General features: G+C 69.0%; 15 protein-coding genes. 12 read left to right on the forward strand and 3 right to left on the reverse strand.

The genetic code is table 11. The annotated features are described in order from the left end of the window. Positions 1-31: 31 nt before the first annotated feature. On the forward strand, positions 32-847 hold the full coding sequence (dapB, locus tag BU124_RS02695) for a 4-hydroxy-tetrahydrodipicolinate reductase (RefSeq protein WP_084860902.1): 816 nt from the start codon (positions 32-34) through the stop codon (positions 845-847). Between the two features lie 52 nt (positions 848-899). Beyond that, positions 900-1,256 carry a dihydrodipicolinate reductase gene (locus BU124_RS02700; protein ID WP_084860903.1) on the forward strand — a complete coding sequence of 119 codons (357 nt, stop codon included), beginning with the start codon at positions 900-902 and terminating at the stop codon, positions 1,254-1,256. Here the strand turns inward: BU124_RS02700 and BU124_RS02705 are convergent. Beyond that, positions 1,253-1,429 carry a DUF1674 domain-containing protein gene (locus BU124_RS02705; protein ID WP_084860953.1) on the reverse strand — a complete coding sequence of 59 codons (177 nt, stop codon included), beginning with the start codon at positions 1,427-1,429 and terminating at the stop codon, positions 1,253-1,255. The genes BU124_RS02700 and BU124_RS02705 overlap by 4 nt on opposite strands. 67 nt (positions 1,430-1,496) lie before the next feature. Between BU124_RS02705 and BU124_RS02710 the strand changes: the two genes are divergently transcribed. From BU124_RS02710 to BU124_RS02755, 10 genes are all read left to right on the forward strand, one after another. Beyond that, entirely contained in the window at positions 1,497-2,777 is a 1,281-nt protein-coding gene (locus tag BU124_RS02710; RefSeq protein ID WP_084860904.1) for an RsmB/NOP family class I SAM-dependent RNA methyltransferase, read from the forward strand. Between the two features lie 119 nt (positions 2,778-2,896). Further along, positions 2,897-4,606, forward strand: a complete 1,710-nt coding sequence (locus BU124_RS02715; RefSeq protein WP_084860905.1) for a heparinase II/III family protein — start codon at positions 2,897-2,899, stop codon at positions 4,604-4,606. A gap of 22 nt (positions 4,607-4,628) precedes the next feature. Then, the gene (gene purH, locus BU124_RS02720; protein ID WP_084860906.1) at positions 4,629-6,218 is read left to right on the forward strand and encodes a bifunctional phosphoribosylaminoimidazolecarboxamide formyltransferase/IMP cyclohydrolase; all 1,590 of its coding nucleotides are present in this window, start codon (positions 4,629-4,631) and stop codon (positions 6,216-6,218) included. A gap of 13 nt (positions 6,219-6,231) precedes the next feature. Then, entirely contained in the window at positions 6,232-6,735 is a 504-nt protein-coding gene (locus BU124_RS02725) for a signal peptidase II (protein WP_084860907.1), read from the forward strand. A gap of 57 nt (positions 6,736-6,792) precedes the next feature. After that, positions 6,793-7,299 carry a DUF3035 domain-containing protein gene (locus BU124_RS02730; protein WP_084860908.1) on the forward strand — a complete coding sequence of 169 codons (507 nt, stop codon included), beginning with the start codon at positions 6,793-6,795 and terminating at the stop codon, positions 7,297-7,299. Between the two features lie 90 nt (positions 7,300-7,389). Beyond that, on the forward strand, positions 7,390-8,721 hold the full coding sequence (locus tag BU124_RS02735; protein WP_084860909.1) for a M16 family metallopeptidase: 1,332 nt from the start codon (positions 7,390-7,392) through the stop codon (positions 8,719-8,721). After that, positions 8,718-10,019, forward strand: coding sequence for a M16 family metallopeptidase (locus tag BU124_RS02740; RefSeq protein WP_084860910.1), 1,302 nt, complete (start codon positions 8,718-8,720; stop codon positions 10,017-10,019). Before BU124_RS02735 ends, BU124_RS02740 begins: the two co-directional genes overlap by 4 nt. 63 nt (positions 10,020-10,082) lie before the next feature. Beyond that, positions 10,083-11,918 carry a DNA mismatch repair endonuclease MutL gene (mutL, locus tag BU124_RS02745; RefSeq protein WP_084860911.1) on the forward strand — a complete coding sequence of 612 codons (1,836 nt, stop codon included), beginning with the start codon at positions 10,083-10,085 and terminating at the stop codon, positions 11,916-11,918. After that, the gene (locus BU124_RS02750) at positions 11,915-13,093 is read left to right on the forward strand and encodes a DNA recombination protein RmuC (RefSeq protein ID WP_084860912.1); all 1,179 of its coding nucleotides are present in this window, start codon (positions 11,915-11,917) and stop codon (positions 13,091-13,093) included. Before mutL ends, BU124_RS02750 begins: the two co-directional genes overlap by 4 nt. Before the next feature lie 62 nt (positions 13,094-13,155). Further along, positions 13,156-13,518 (forward strand): hypothetical protein, encoded by a 363-nt coding sequence (locus BU124_RS02755; RefSeq protein ID WP_084860913.1) that lies wholly within the window; start codon positions 13,156-13,158, stop codon positions 13,516-13,518. A gap of 15 nt (positions 13,519-13,533) precedes the next feature. Here the strand turns inward: BU124_RS02755 and BU124_RS02760 are convergent, their stop codons facing one another. Then, positions 13,534-14,199 carry a ChrR family anti-sigma-E factor gene (locus BU124_RS02760; RefSeq protein WP_084860914.1) on the reverse strand — a complete coding sequence of 222 codons (666 nt, stop codon included), beginning with the start codon at positions 14,197-14,199 and terminating at the stop codon, positions 13,534-13,536. 10 nt (positions 14,200-14,209) lie between these two features. After that, positions 14,210-14,878: a sigma-70 family RNA polymerase sigma factor gene (locus BU124_RS02765; protein ID WP_084860954.1), complete on the reverse strand. Its 669-nt coding sequence runs from the start codon at positions 14,876-14,878 to the stop codon at positions 14,210-14,212. Between the last annotated feature and the right edge of the window lie 81 nt (positions 14,879-14,959).

Genomic DNA, 14,959 nt, shown 5'->3' on the forward strand with positions numbered 1-14,959 from the left:
GGGGTGCGAACGTAACGGAAGGACAGCAGCAATGACCGACACACCGGGGATCGTGATCACAGGTGCCTCCGGCCGCATGGGCCGGATGCTGGTCGAGACGGTGGCCGCCGCGCCGGCCTGCAAGCTGGTCGGCGCGCTCGAACGCCCCGGCCATGACTGGATCGGGCAGGACGTGGGCGCGGCCATGGGTGGCCAGCCGCTGGGGGTGACGGTCAGTGACGACCCGGTCGCGGCCTTCGCCCGGGCGCAGGCAGTGATCGATTTCACCGCGCCGGCCGCGACCGTGGAGTTTGCCGACTTGGCCGCGCAGGCCCGGGCCGTTCACGTCATCGGCACCACGGGGCTGTCCGAGGACGACCTGGCCCGGCTCAGCCGGGCCGCGCGCCATGCGGTGATCGTTCGCGCGGGCAACATGTCGTTGGGGGTGAACCTGCTGGTGCAGCTGACCAAACGGGTCGCCGCCGCGCTGGACGAGGATTTCGACATCGAGGTGATCGAGGCGCATCACAACCGCAAGGTCGACGCGCCCTCGGGCACCGCGCTGATGCTGGGCGAGGCCGCCGCTAAGGGGCGTGGGCGCGACCTGACGGAGGTTTCTGACCGGGCGCGCGACGGCATGACCGGCGTCCGCAGGCGCGGCGACATCGGGTTTTCGGCGGTGCGTGGCGGCGACATCGTGGGCGAACACGACGTTCTATTCGCCGGGCCGGGCGAACGGATCGTGCTGCGCCACGTCGCCAGCGACCGGCGCCTTTTCGCCAAGGGGGCGCTGCGCGCGGCGCTCTGGGGGCAGGACCGCAAGCCCGGCGACTACGACATGATCGACGTGCTGGGGCTGGCCGACTGATCCGGAGTGTCCCGCTGTGCGTAGCTGAAGTGGACTGTTAGAGGAGGCCACTATGCGTGCGATCGTCTTGGCCGCGGGACTGGCGTTTTCAACCGAGGCGGCGGCGGCGTTCGACCGTGTTGAGGACCGCGAGAGGTTTATCGATCTGGTCGCCGACAAGCAATTGCGCCTGGGTTTTTTCGGGGTGAGGCTGCGCGTCGACGCCGAAGGCACCATCGAAGGGTCGGCCCTGGGGTCGGACGTAACCGGCACCTGGGCCTGGCGCGACGGCTATTTCTGCCGCGAGATGGACTGGTCGGGAACGCCCATCCCCTACAACTGCCAGCTTGTCGAACAGCAGGGCGGCGAGCGCATCCGGTTTACCGTCGATCGCGGCGACGGGCGGCAGGCCACCTTCAGCCTGCGCTAGAAATCGTAGGCGATCCCCTTCTTTTCCCAGTCGCCGTAGCGCACCGGTTCCGGGCCGTCGCGGCCGCCCAGTTCGACGGGGTGTGCCTCGGGCGTGGCGGCCTTGCGGCGCGCCTCGGCCTCGGCCAGGGCGCGTTTGGCGGCAGGGGGCAGGTCGGTCGGGGTGTCGCTCATGATCATGGCCTTGTCGCGTCGATGCGGCTGATATAGGCCGCAGCGATCCATCGGCCAAGGGGGCGTCATGTCCGAAACAACCTCGCACCAAGGCGTGCCGGCCCGCCGCGCGGCGCTGTTTCTGCTCGATCAAGTGACGGGCGACCAGCGCCCGCTGTCCGAGATACTGGCCGAGGGCGCGCTGGATCACCTCGGCCCCGAGGATCGCGCCCGCGCCCAACGCCTGGCCATTGAGACCCTGCGCGGCCTGCCGCGCGCCGACCGGATGCTGGCGCGTTTCCTGCAGAAGACACCGCCGCTTCATGTGCGCAACATCCTGCGCCTGTCCACGGTCGAACTGGCCGGCGGCGCGGCGGCGCATGGTGTCGTCAATGCCGCCGTCGCAATGGTCGGGATGACCAAGCGCACCGCCGGGATGAAAGGGCTGGTCAACGCCGTGCTGCGCAAGGTCGCCGCCGACCTGCCCGGCGGCTGGGACAAGCTGGCGGTGCCGCGCCTGCCGAAATGGCTTCGCGTGCCGCTGAAAGAGGCCTACGGCCCGGAGGTGGTCGCGGATATCGAACGGGTTCATTTCGCGGGCGCGCCGCTGGACCTGACAGCCAGGGCCGATCCGCAAGCGGTGGCAGGGCAGGTGGGCGGCACGGTCCTGCCTACGGGCACGGTGCGGCTGGCGGCGGGCCGGCAAGTCACAGGCCTGCCGGGGTACGACGCGGGCGACTGGTGGGTGCAGGATGCCGCCGCCGCGCTGCCCGCGCGGATGCTGGCCGCGCAGCCGGGCGAGCGGGTGCTGGACCTCTGCGCCGCGCCCGGCGGCAAGACCCTGCAACTGGCCGCGACCGGGGCCGATGTGACCGCGCTGGATATCTCCGAAGGGCGGATGGGGCGGCTGCGGCAGAACCTGAAGCGCACCGGGCTAACGGCCGAGATCGTCGTCGCCGATGCCCTGACCTTCGATGCCGGCGCCTTCGATGCGGTCCTCTTGGACGCGCCGTGTTCGGCGACCGGCACGATACGCCGCCACCCGGACCTGCCGCACGCGAAGGACGGGTCGGACTTCGCGCAGCTTTTCGCGCTTCAATCGGCGCTGATCGACCGGGCGCTGGCCCTGCTGCGGCCCGGCGGGCGACTGGTCTATTGCACCTGCAGCCTGTTACCCGACGAAGGCGAGGTGCAGGTCGAGGCGGCGCTGGCGCGGCACGCGGGTCTGGCGGTCGCGGCCGTCGATCTGCCAGGGCTAGACCCTGACTGGCACAGCGCCTCGGGCGGGCTGCGCCTGCGGCCCGATCACTGGGCCGACCGGGGCGGGATGGACGGCTTTTACATGTGTGGCCTGCGAAAGCCCGCGTGACTTGATCCGCACCAGCCTGTATAAGCCGGGGTCACAGAAGATGCGGAACGCACCCGGTTTTCGAGGCGGCAGGATTGGCCAGCAGGACCCCCAGACCCCGTTCGGGCCATGTCACGCGCATGGACAGGCTGCACGCCCGTCTGGCGACGCGGGCGCGCCCCGCGACCGGCTTCGTGTCCTCGCCGGAACCCAAGGTGATCGGCCATTTCGCGCGCGGCCGGCAGTTGCTGGCGGGCAATTTCCTGATCCACGGTGAACTGGTCGAGGCCAGGGGCCGCTCGATCTGGGAAGCCGCCGAGGAGGTGCCGCAGGGGCCGGAGCTGGTACAGGGCTTCACCTGGCTTGATGACCTCGCGGCTGTGGGCGACGCGCGGGCGCGGACGACCGCGCAAGCCTGGCTGGCCGAGTGGATCGCGCGCTACGGCAAGGGCGTGGGTCCTGGCTGGGCGCCGGACGTCGCCGGGCGGCGCATGATCCGCTGGATCACGCACGGGCTGTTCCTGCTGCGCGCGCAGGACAAGGCGGCGGCCGAAGCCTACTACCGGTCCGCCGCGCGGCAGACGATTTTCCTGTCGCGGCGCTGGAGGGTCGCGCGCCCCGGTCTGCCCCGTTTCGAGGCGCTGGCCGGTGTGATTCATGCCGGCCTGTCCTTGCAGGGCATGGAGGGCCGTGTCGCGCCAGCGGTGGCGGCGCTGGCTTATGACTGCAAGGTGCAGATCGGCCCCGACGGCAGCATCCCCTCGCGCAACCCCGAGGAATTGCTGCACATCCTTTCGCTGCTGACATGGGTTCAGTCGGCCCTCACAAGTGCCGACCGGGCCCTGCCAGAGACCCTAATGTCGGCCATCGCCCGGATCGCGCCCACCCTGCGCGCACTGCGACATGCCGATGGCGGGCTGGCGCGGTTCCATGGCGGCGGCCGCGGGTTGGAGGGCTGGCTGGACCAGGCCCTGGTTGCCGCGGGCAATCGCGACAGACCCGAGCGGCGGCTCTACATGGGGTATGGTCGGTTGAGCGGGGGGCGGACGACCGTGGTGATGGACGCGGCCAGCCCGCCCGCCGGAGCGGCCTCACGCGACGCCCATGCCGCGACGCTGGCCTTCGAGCTGACCTCGGGGCGGCGGCCCATCATTGTCAACTGCGGCTCGGGGCGCAGCTTCGGCCCCGAGTGGCGCCGGGCCGGGCGCGCCACGCCCAGCCATTCCACCCTCGTGCTCGAGGGCTATTCCTCGTCGCGGATCAGCCGGACCGCGCGTGACGGCGCCGAGCCGCTGGACGATGTCCCCGGTGACGTGCGCTCGGAATTCACCGGTCTTGCCGACGGTTTGCGCCTGGCCGCGGCGCATGACGGCTATCGCCGCAGCCACGGGCTGACCCACGTGCGCACCCTGGACCTGAGCAGCGACGGCCGCGGCCTTGCGGGCGAGGACCTGCTGACCATCCTAGCGGACCGCGATCAGCCGGTTTTCGACGCGGCACTTGACCGTAACAGCCTGCAGGGCGTGCCCTGGGCGCTGCATTTCCATATGCATCCCGAGGTCGAGGCCGAGATCGACCTGGGTGGGGCGGCGGTGTCGCTGACGCTGAAATCAGGCGAGATATGGGTGTTCCGGCAGGACGGGGCCGACACGCTGGATCTCAAGCCGTCGGTCTACCTCGAATACGGGCGGCTGCGCCCGCGTGCGACGCAACAAGTGGTTTTATCCGGCCGCGCAATGTCCTATTCGACGCGCGTCCGCTGGTCGCTGGCCAAGGCGCAGGACACGCCGCTGGCGGTACGTGACCTGGAAGACCGCCTGCCCGGCACCTTTGCCGACGGACCCGACTAGACTTGCCCCGCGGGAGACCTTGATGACCGACGACCAGCCAGTGCGCCGCGCGCTGCTTTCCGTTTCCGACAAGACCGGCCTGGTGGACCTGGGCCGGGCGCTGGCCGACAGGGGCGTGGAACTTCTTTCGACGGGCGGATCGGCAACGGCGCTGCGCGAGGCCGGCCTGACGGTGCGCGACGTCGCCGAGGTGACGGGCTTTCCCGAAATGATGGACGGCCGGGTCAAGACCCTGCACCCCATGGTCCACGGCGGGTTGCTGGCGCAGCGGGACAACGCGGCGCATGTGGCGGCGATGGATGCGCACGGCATCGGCGGCATCGACCTTCTGGTGGTCAACCTCTACCCCTTCGAGGCGGCGCTCGCGCGCGGTGCGGGCTATGACGAGATGGTCGAGAACATCGACATCGGCGGCCCGGCGATGATCCGCGCGGCGGCCAAGAACCATGCCTTCGTCACCACCGTGGTGGATGTCGCCGATTACGACGCGCTGCTGGCCGAGCTTGCGGCGCATGACGGCCGGACGTCTTACGCCTTCCGACAGCGCCGGGCGCAGATCGCCTATGCCCGGACGGCGGCCTATGACGCGGCCGTCAGCACATGGATGGCGGGCGCGACCGGGCAGGAGATCCCGCGCCGCCGCGCCTTTGCCGGGACGCTGGCCCAGACCATGCGCTATGGCGAGAACCCGCACCAGACAGCGGCCTTCTACACCGACGGCACGGGCCGGCCGGGCGTTGCCACCGCCGAGCAGCACCAGGGCAAGGCGCTGTCCTACAACAACATCAACGACACCGACGCCGCCTTCGAACTGGTCGCGGAATTCGACCCCGCCAGCGGGCCGGCCTGCGCCATCGTCAAGCATGCCAACCCCTGCGGCGTGGCGCGCGGCGCGACCCTGCAAGAGGCCTACCGCAAGGCCTTCGATTGCGACCGGACCAGCGCCTTCGGCGGTATCGTCGCCCTGAACACGGAGCTGGACGAGGAGACGGCAAAGGCCATCACCGGCATCTTCACCGAGGTCGTCATCGCCCCCGCCGCGACCGAGGCCGCGCGGGCGGTTTTCGCGGCCAAGACCAACCTGCGGCTGCTCACCACCGGGGGCCTGCCCGACCCGACCTCGGCGGGCGTCGCTTATCGGCAGGTGGCCGGCGGGATGCTGGTGCAGGACCGCGACACCGGACAGGTGTCTGGGGACGATCTGAAAACGGTGACGACCCGCGCGCCCACGGCCGATGAGATGGCCGATCTGCGCTTTGCTTGGACTGTGGCCAAGCACGTCAAGTCCAACGCCATCGTCTACGCAAAGGACGGCGCGACCGTGGGCATCGGTGCGGGCCAGATGAGCCGGCTGGACAGCGCCCTGATCGCCGCGAAGAAGGCCGAGCGAATGGCCGAGGCGCTGGATCTGCCCGAGCCGCTGACCAAGGGGGCGGCCGTGGCCTCGGACGCCTTCTTTCCATTCGCCGACGGCCTGCTGGAGGCCGTGTCCGCCGGGGCCACCACCGTGATCCAGCCCGGCGGGTCGATGCGCGACGACGCCGTCATCGCCGCTGCCGACGAGGCCGGCCTGGCCATGGTCTTCACCGGCATGCGCCACTTCCGGCACTAGGAAAGGCACCGCCATGCGCCTGCTGGCCATCACTGCCGCCGTGACCTTCCTGGTCGATCAGGCGCTCAAGCTTCTGGTCATCTTCCGGGTTTTCCGGCTGGACTGGTCGCAGGTCACGGGCAACGCGGCCGGGCTGCCGTATCTTCCGCGGGTCGAGGTGGTCGAGCCCTACTTGGTGCTGACAATGGCCTGGAACCGGGGCATCAACTTCGGTCTGTTCGGCGGGCTGGACCTGCGCTGGGTGCTGGTGGGGGTCGCCCTGGCGGTGTCGCTTTTCGTGCTGTGGTGGATGAACCGCGAACGGCCCGGGCGCCCGGCCATGTTCGGTGCGGGGCTGCTGGTGGGCGGCGCGCTGGGCAACGCGCTGGATCGTGTGCTCTATGGCGCGGTGGCGGATTTCCTGAACATGTCGTGCTGCGGGATCACCAACCCCTATGCCTTCAACGTGGCCGATATCGCGATCTTCGTCGGGGCCGTGGGGCTTGTCCTCTTCGCGCCCGACAACAAGAGCGCGTGACGCGGGCGGCGGGCTGCGTTACAACCCGGTGCAAAGGGTTATTCGGGAACGACGACAATGGCCAGGACGATCATTGCCATTCTGGTGCTGACAGCCTTGACCGCTTGCGGCGGCGACGACGGTCTGCGCAACCTCGAGGCGGGCGGCGACGGGCCGGACGAGTTCGCCGTCAACCCCTCGGCCCCGCTGGATATTCCCGATGATCTGTCGACCCTGCCGGCCCCCACCCCCGGCGGTGCCAACCGCACCGACCGCGACCCGCGCGCCGAGGCCGTGGCCGCGCTGGGCGGCAATCCGGGCGCTTCGGTGGCCGGTGGCATTCCGGCCGGCGATACTGCGCTGGTGAGCTATGCCACGCGCAACGGCGTCGCCCCGGATATCCGCGCCACGCTGGCCGCCGAGGACCGGGCGTTGCGCGACCGCCGCAGCCGCTTCGGCGGGGTCTTCGCGCGCGGCGACAGGTATTTCCGCGCCTATTCGGGCCAGGCGCTCGACGCCTATTCTGAACTCGCCCGCTTTCGCGATGCGGGCGTTGCGGTGCCCAGCGCCCCGCCTGCGCGGTAACGCCCCCGTCCGCTCACATCCGCGTATGGTCCCTTGAACAGCCCCGTCGGCGGCGTAATTTGTCGGCGCGGATAGTCCATCGGAGGTGACATGCGTTTTCTGGCGGCACTCGCGGTAGCTCTGGGCCTGACATCGGCCCTGCACGCGGACGAGGTCACGACCACGACGCTCGACAACGGCCTTGAAGTCGTCGTGATCGAGGATCACCGCGCCCCGGTCGCGGTCCACATGCTGTGGTACCGGGCCGGATCGGCGGATGAGCCGCCGGCGTCCTCGGGGATTGCGCATTTTCTCGAACACCTGATGTTCAAGGGCACCGAGACCATGGAGCCGGGCGAATTCGGCGACATCGTCGCCGCGCAGGGGGGCAGCGACAACGCCTTCACCAGCTACGATTACACCGCCTATTTCCAGCGTGTCGCCGCCGACCGCCTGTCGCTGATGATGCGCCTTGAGGCGGACCGGATGACCAACCTTGCCGTCACCGAAGAGGACATCACGACCGAGCGCGGCGTGATCCTCGAAGAACGCAACCAGCGGGTCGAGAATTCACCCAACGCCCTGGCCCGTGAACAAATGCGCGCGGCGCAATACCTCAACCATGGCTACGGCGTGCCCATCATCGGCTGGAAGCACGAGATGGAGCAACTGGGCATGCAGGATGCGCTGGATTTCTACGACCTTTACTATTCGCCCAATAACGCCGTCCTCGTCGTGGCCGGTGACGTCGAGCCCGACGAGGTCGTCGCGCTTGCGCGGGAAAACTATGGCACGATCCCGCGGGAACCGGACCTGCCAGAGCGCGCCCGCCCGCAGGAACCCCCGCAGAGCGCCGCGCGCCGCCTTGTCTTCGAGGACCCGCGGGTGTCGCAGCCCTACCTGACCCGCAGCTACCTCGCCCCGGAACGTGATAGCGGGGCACAGGACAAGGCCGCGGCGCTGACCTACCTGGCCGAGCTTCTGGGCGGATCGTCCTTCAATTCGACGCTGGCAGTCGCGCTGCAGTTCGACAGCCAGACGGCCGTCTATACCTCGGCCTACTACAGCGGCCGGTCGCTGGACGATACGACATTCGGGCTGACCGTGGTGCCCGAGCCGGGCGTGACCCTGCAAGAGGCCGAGGATGCCATGGACGCGGCCATCGCGGAGTTCCTGGACACCGGCATCGACGCCGACCGGCTGGAGCGCCTGCGCACCCAGTTGCGGGCCAGCCAGATCTACGCCCGCGACAACGTGCAGGGGCTGGCGCGCCGCTATGGCGCCGCCCTGACGCAGGGCCTGACGGTTGCGGATGTTCAGGCCTGGCCCGAGGTCCTGCAATCGGTCACCGAGGAGGACATCATGGCGGCGGCGCGCGAGGTTCTAAGCCGCGACCGGTCCGTCACTGGCTGGGTCGTGCCCGACCGGGAGGTGCTGCAATGAAACGTCTTGCCCTGATACTGGCGCTGCTGCTTGCCCCGCTCACGGCCCGCGCCGAGATCGATATCGAGCAGGTCACCTCGCCCGGCGGCATCGACGCCTGGCTGGTCGCGGAACCTGCCATCCCCTTTGTCGCGCTGGAGATCATCATCGACGGCGGCGCCACGCTCGACCAGCCCGGCAAGCGCGGCGCGACCAACCTGATGATGGGCCTGCTGGAAGAAGGCGCCGGCGACATGGACGCCCGGCAATTCCAGACCGCACGCGAGGGGCTGGCGGCGAGCTTCGGGTTCGACACCCGCGACGACAGCGTTGTCATCACCGCCCGTTTCCTGACCGAGAACCGCGACGCCGCGGTCGACCTGCTGCGCAAGGCGCTGACTGAGCCGCGGTTCGACCAGGACGCGCTCGACCGGGTGCGCGGGCAGGTTCTGTCGGGCATCCGCAGCAATGCGACCGATCCAAACAGCATCGCCGGCCGCACCTTTGACCGAGAGGCCTTCGGGGACCATCCCTACGGATCGCCCGTCAGTGGCACCGCCGAGAGCGTGACCGGCCTGACCCGTGATGATATCGTGACGGCCCACCGCAATGCGCTGGTGCGCAGCCGGGTGCATGTCGGTGCGGCGGGTGACATCACGCCCTCCGCGCTCGGCCCGCTGCTGGACGATCTGCTGGGCAACCTGCCCGCCGAGGGCCCAGCGCGGCCCGGCCCGGCCGGGTTCGCGCTGGACGGCGGCACGACAGTGGTGGACTTCGAGACGCCGCAGTCGGTGGCACTGTTCGGCCACCGGGGGCTGGCCCGCGACGACGAGGATTTCTTCGCGGCCTATATCCTCAACGAAATCCTGGGCGGGCGCGGCGTGCAAAGCCGCCTGATGGAAGAGGTCCGCGAGAAGCGTGGCCTGACCTATGGCGTCTCGACCTACTTGGTGCCCAAGGATCACGCGGCGCTCTACCTTGGCAACGTCGCCTCGGCCAACGACCGCATCGCCCAGGCCATCGCGGTGATCCGCGATGAATGGGCGCGCATGGCCGACGAGGGCGTCACCGCCGAGGAACTGGCCGAGGCCAAGACCTATCTGACCGGGGCCTACCCGCTGCGCTTCGACGGCAACGCCGCGATCGCCGGCATCCTCGCGGGCATGCAGGCCACTGATCTTCCGCCGGACTACGTCGAGAACCGCAACGGCTATATCGAGGCCGTGACGCTGGAGGAGATCAACCGCGTGGCGGCCGAGTTGCTAGCCCCCGAGGCGTTGCATTTCGTGGTGGTCGGCCAGCCCGAGGGCGTCGAGTAAAGCCCCCGGCGTCGGGCGATTTGCCCTGTCAGAATCGGCGCAAGTCGTGCTACCCCTTGGGGCATGACGGCGCATGACCGCAACATGAGCGACGATCACCCCGTGATCCGTCAGCTGGACGAGGCCGCGATCAACCGGATCGCGGCCGGAGAGGTCGTGGAGCGGCCCGCCTCGGCGGTCAAGGAACTGGTCGAGAACGCGCTGGACGCGCAGGCCACCCGGATCGAGATCGAGGTGGCCGACGGCGGCAAGACGCTGATCCGGGTCAGCGACGACGGACGGGGCATGTCGCGGGCCGATCTGCCGCTTGCGCTGGCGCGGCACGCGACCTCCAAGATCGACGGCGCGGACCTTCTGAACATCCAGTCCTTCGGGTTCCGCGGCGAGGCGCTGCCCTCGCTGGCGGCGGCGGGGCGGCTGATGATCCGCAGCCGCGCCGCGGGCCAGGAGGGGGCTGAGGTGTCGGTCTCCGGCGGTGCCGCCGAACAGGTCCGCCCCGCGGCCCTGACCGGCGGCACGGTGGTCGAGCTGCGCGATCTGTTCTTCGCCACGCCCGCGCGGCTGAAGTTCCTGCGCACCGACCGCGCGGAAATGCAGGCGATCGGCGATGTGGTCAAACGGCTGGCCATGGCCGAGCCGCAGGTCGGGGTCGTCCTGCGCGACGTCTCGGGCGGCAAGGACAGGGTCACCTTCCGCGCCGATGCGCAGACCGGCGATCTGTTTACCGCGCTCGAGGCCCGCCTGCGCGGCGTTCTGGGCAAGGAGTTCACCTCGAACGCCATCCCCATCGAGGCGGAGCGCGAGGGCGTGCAGCTTACAGGTTTTGCTGCGCTGCCGACCTATTCGCGCGGCGCTGCGGTGCAGCAGTTCCTTTTCGTCAACGGCCGCCCGGTGCGCGACAAGCTGCTGATCGGGGCGCTGCGGGCGGCCTATTCGGACACGCTGTCGCGCGACCGCCACCCGGCCGCCTGCCTCTTCATCGAGGTGGACCCGACGCGCGTTGACGTGAACGTGCATCCGGCGAAATCGGAAGTCAGGTTCCGCGATCCGGGCACCGTGCGCGGGCTGATCGTCTCGGCCCTGCGCCACGCGCTGGCCGAGGCCGGGCACCGGTCGTCCTCGACCGTCGCGGAGGCGGCCCTGGGCGCGGCCCGGCCCGAACCGGCCGGGGCGCGTGTCTACCAGATGGACCGACCGTCGCCCGAGGCGCGCGCGGCGAGCCACGCCGCCCAGGCCCCCGGTTTTGCTGAGATGGCGCAGGACTACTCGGCCCGGGTCGAGCCGGGCGGCGACAGCGACGACGGGGCCGCGCTGCAGGCCTGCCCGCTGGGCGCGGCGCGGGCGCAGGTGCACGAAAACTACATCGTCGCCCAGACCGAGACCGGCATGGTCATCGTCGATCAGCACGCCGCGCATGAACGGCTGGTCTACGAAAGGCTCAAGCGGCAGATGGCCGACACTGGCGTGGCCGCTCAGGCGCTGCTGATCCCCGAGATCGTCGAGATGTCGCCGGGCGATGCAGACCTGCTGCTGACCCATGCCGCGGCCCTGGCCCGTTTCGGCCTGACGATTGAGCCTTTCGGCGGCGGCGCCGTGGCCGTGCGCGAGACCCCGGCGCTGCTGGGCGAGGTGAACTGCAAGGCGCTGCTTGGCGATATCCTGGACGAACTGGCCGATCAGGGCAGCAGTGACCTTGTGCAGGACAGGCTGGACGCGATCCTGTCGCGCGTGGCCTGTCACGGCTCGGTTCGGTCGGGGCGCCGGATGCAGGCCGAAGAGATGAACGCGCTGCTGCGCGAGATGGAGGAAACGCCGCTGTCGGGCCAGTGCAACCACGGACGGCCCACCTACGTGGAACTGCAACTGGCCGATATCGAACGGCTTTTCGGGCGGTCATGATCGAAATCGGCGGCACCACCTACGCGCTGGACGATCCCGTCGTGCTCGGGGTGGCTGGCGGGGCCGTGCTGGTTCTGATGGTGCTCTGGCTGCTCATCGCGGCCGTGCGCCGCACCGGGCAGGCGGCCCGGACGGCGGCCGATCTTGCGGCCCAGATGGGCGGGGTAAATTCCCGGGTGCAGTCGCTTGCCGACGGTCAGCAGCAGCTTTTCGGCGGATTGAACGCGGTGTCCGAAACCCAGGCGGCGCAGCAGCAGAAGACGCTGAACCTGATGGAACAGCGCCTGGCCTCGGTGACCGAGGCGATGAACCAGAACCTATCGAGCACCGCGCGCAATACGGCGCAATCGCTGGGCGAGTTGCAACAGCGGTTGCAGACCATCGACAAGGCGCAGGAGAACATCACCAAGCTGTCCGGCGACGTGTTGTCATTGCAGGACATCCTGTCGAACAAGCAGACGCGCGGGGCCTTCGGGGAAATCCAGCTGACCGACATCGTCGGCAAGGCGCTGCCCGCCGACAGTTTCACGCTGCAGGCAACCCTGTCGAACGGCAAGCGCGCCGACTGCCTGATCCACCTGCCCAACCCGCCGGGGCCGATTGCCATCGACAGCAAGTTCCCGCTGGAGGCCTACGAGGCGTTGCGCCGGGCCAGCACCAACAGCGAGGCGACCGAGGCCGGCAAGGCGCTGCGCGTGGCGGTGCGCAAGCACATCAAGGACATCGCCGACCGCTACATCATCGACGGCGAGACGGCCGATGGTGCGCTGATGTTCCTGCCCTCCGAGGCGGTCTACGCCGAACTGCACGCCAATTTCCCCGAGGTCGTGCGCGAGGGCTTTGCCGCGCGGGTCTGGATCGTGTCGCCGACGACCTGCATGGCCACGCTCAACACCATGCGCGCGATCCTCAAGGATGCGCGGATGCGTGAACAGGCCGGCGCGATCCGCAAGACGCTGGGCCAGCTGCACCGCGACGTCGAGCTGGTCGTCGAACGGGTGGACAAGCTCAACACCCATTTCGGGCAGGCCCGCAAGGACCTCGACGCGATCAACACCGCCGCTGAGCGTGCGGGCAAGCGGGCCGGGCGGCTGAACAACTTTGATTTCGAGGAGGTCGCCCCCGAGGACCGCGCCGCCACGGGTGTCGTGCCCTTGGCGCGCCCGGATCCTTAGGCTTGCGGCGATTGCCGCGGTCGGCTAGCCTTTTTGAAGCCAGACAGCGCAGAAGGCACGACATGCGGGCAATGGTAACAGTCATCGTCCTAACCATGGCCGCAGGCTGCACCGACACCGTGGTCGGCGGCGTGGAAGACCCCATGGCCCCGGCGCACATGCTGGCGCCCGATCAGGAGCTTCTCGTTTTCTTTCAGTCCGGCGTGGATGAACCGCCGGCCTCGGCGCCAGTTGTCAACTGCGCGGCCGCGAGCGGTCTGTGCCTTGGCGGCATGACCCCGCCTTCGCCGATCCGTACGACCGAGGCGGGGTATGCCCTGGAGTGGGGCACTACTGCCGTGACACTTAACGGCGACGGCACTGGCGCGTGGGCCCCGGCTTCGGGCGCGCGGATCGGTATCACTTGGATGACTCAACCGCGCTGAACCTGTCTTGGCCGGTCAGATGCGCAGGAACGGTTGCGCCAGCCGGGGCAGCATGCTGTTGAACTTCAGCGGCGCGTCGGTAGCGGCCAGGCAAATGCAATCTTCACCCTCTTCGGCCACCGGTTGGTGATCCAGGTCCGCGTCGGCGACCTCGACATCGCCCGCGCCGAACCGGTCGGTCTCGTCGCGGAAGGCCCCCTGCAGCACGAGCGTCAACTCCGTACCAGCGTGGCCGTGGTCGGGCACGGCGCAACCGGCGGGAATGTGCAGCAGTCGCGCCGAGGCATCGGCCGAGGTCGGCAGAACCGCCTGGCGGACGCCGCCGCCCACGCGGCGCCATTTCACCGCATCCAGGTCGCCGCCGATATAATCGCGCACCGGGCGCGGCACGCTGCCGGGGGCGGCCTGTGCCTGACGCCGCTCTTCCGCGTCGTCCGCATCGGCGGGGGCTTCGGCGATGGCGGCAAGCGTGCGGGCCAAGCTGTCGGGGGCCATCTCCGCGGTCTCGCCCGTGGCGACGACCTCGCCGCCGACGGCATCGAATTCGGCCAGCCGGGCGCGGCACTCGTCGCACATCGAGACGTGAGCGGCGACAATTAGGTTGAACGCCTCGGGCAGTACGCCCGCGGAATAGCCCATCAGCAGGGCATCGTTCAGGTGGTGGGTGATCTCTTGCTGCATGTTCTCAACTCTACGTCATCTGGCGGCGCAGGCGGTCCAGCGCCAGCCGTATCCTCGATTTGATCGTCCCCAAGGGCAGGCCGGTCTGCTCGGCGATCTCGCTGTGCGACAACTCGCCGTAATAGGCCTTGAAGATCAGATCCTTCTGTTTGTCGGGCAGGTCGGCGAGGGCCTCGCCCAGTTTGCGCGTCTCCTGCTGGATCACCATGACCTCTTCCTGCTCGGGTTCGGCCTCGGGGCCCCAGGGCAGGTCGTCGGGCTCGGGGCGGCGTTCCTTGCGCAGGATGTCGATCTTGCGGTTCCGGGCGACCGTGAAGATCCAGGTCGAAACGCTGGCCTTGGCCGGATCAAACATGTGCGCCTTGCGCCAGAGCGTCGTCATTACCTCCTGCGTGCATTCCTCTGCCAACTCCGGGCTTGTCCCCGATTTCATCAGGAAAGCTTTAACCCGCGGGGCGAAATGCCCGAAAATCTCGGCAAAGGCCGCCTGATCCTTCCTGTCGCGGATCGCCTCGACGTGGGCGACCCACGCCATCCTGTCGGCCGACCCCGGTGTTCCCGGTCCTGATTGTGTCACCTTGGCCATCGTCCTTGTTGCCTGCATCACATGGGCGGCAGCATAGGGGGCTGCACGCCGGTGTGCATCCGCATTCGTCAGGGCGCTGGTCTCGGTCAACATGCCATGACTACGCGCGGTATCGGGGCCCGGATCAAAAATGTTTTCACCCGGTTCGGACCGGTTTATCAATCCATCTTTCCG

It is taken from the genome of Salibaculum halophilum (assembly GCF_002094885.1).
GTDB classification, from domain to species: Bacteria; Pseudomonadota; Alphaproteobacteria; order Rhodobacterales; family Rhodobacteraceae; genus Salibaculum; species Salibaculum halophilum.

Excerpts from the sequence above, each read along its gene's own strand:
- dapB (WP_084860902.1), top strand. The coding sequence starts at position 32 with ATGACCGACACACCGGGGATCGTGATCACAGGTGCCTCCGGCCGCATG.
- BU124_RS02700 (WP_084860903.1), top strand. The coding sequence starts at position 900 with ATGCGTGCGATCGTCTTGGCCGCGGGACTGGCGTTTTCAACCGAGGCG.
- BU124_RS02705 (WP_084860953.1), bottom strand. The coding sequence starts at position 1,429 with ATGAGCGACACCCCGACCGACCTGCCCCCTGCCGCCAAACGCGCCCTG.
- BU124_RS02710 (WP_084860904.1), top strand. The coding sequence starts at position 1,497 with ATGTCCGAAACAACCTCGCACCAAGGCGTGCCGGCCCGCCGCGCGGCG.
- BU124_RS02715 (WP_084860905.1), top strand. The coding sequence starts at position 2,897 with ATGGACAGGCTGCACGCCCGTCTGGCGACGCGGGCGCGCCCCGCGACC.
- purH (WP_084860906.1), top strand. The coding sequence starts at position 4,629 with ATGACCGACGACCAGCCAGTGCGCCGCGCGCTGCTTTCCGTTTCCGAC.
- BU124_RS02725 (WP_084860907.1), top strand. The coding sequence starts at position 6,232 with ATGCGCCTGCTGGCCATCACTGCCGCCGTGACCTTCCTGGTCGATCAG.
- BU124_RS02730 (WP_084860908.1), top strand. The coding sequence starts at position 6,793 with ATGGCCAGGACGATCATTGCCATTCTGGTGCTGACAGCCTTGACCGCT.
- BU124_RS02735 (WP_084860909.1), top strand. The coding sequence starts at position 7,390 with ATGCGTTTTCTGGCGGCACTCGCGGTAGCTCTGGGCCTGACATCGGCC.
- BU124_RS02740 (WP_084860910.1), top strand. The coding sequence starts at position 8,718 with ATGAAACGTCTTGCCCTGATACTGGCGCTGCTGCTTGCCCCGCTCACG.
- mutL (WP_084860911.1), top strand. The coding sequence starts at position 10,083 with ATGACGGCGCATGACCGCAACATGAGCGACGATCACCCCGTGATCCGT.
- BU124_RS02750 (WP_084860912.1), top strand. The coding sequence starts at position 11,915 with ATGATCGAAATCGGCGGCACCACCTACGCGCTGGACGATCCCGTCGTG.
- BU124_RS02755 (WP_084860913.1), top strand. The coding sequence starts at position 13,156 with ATGCGGGCAATGGTAACAGTCATCGTCCTAACCATGGCCGCAGGCTGC.
- BU124_RS02760 (WP_084860914.1), bottom strand. The coding sequence starts at position 14,199 with ATGCAGCAAGAGATCACCCACCACCTGAACGATGCCCTGCTGATGGGC.
- BU124_RS02765 (WP_084860954.1), bottom strand. The coding sequence starts at position 14,878 with ATGTTGACCGAGACCAGCGCCCTGACGAATGCGGATGCACACCGGCGT.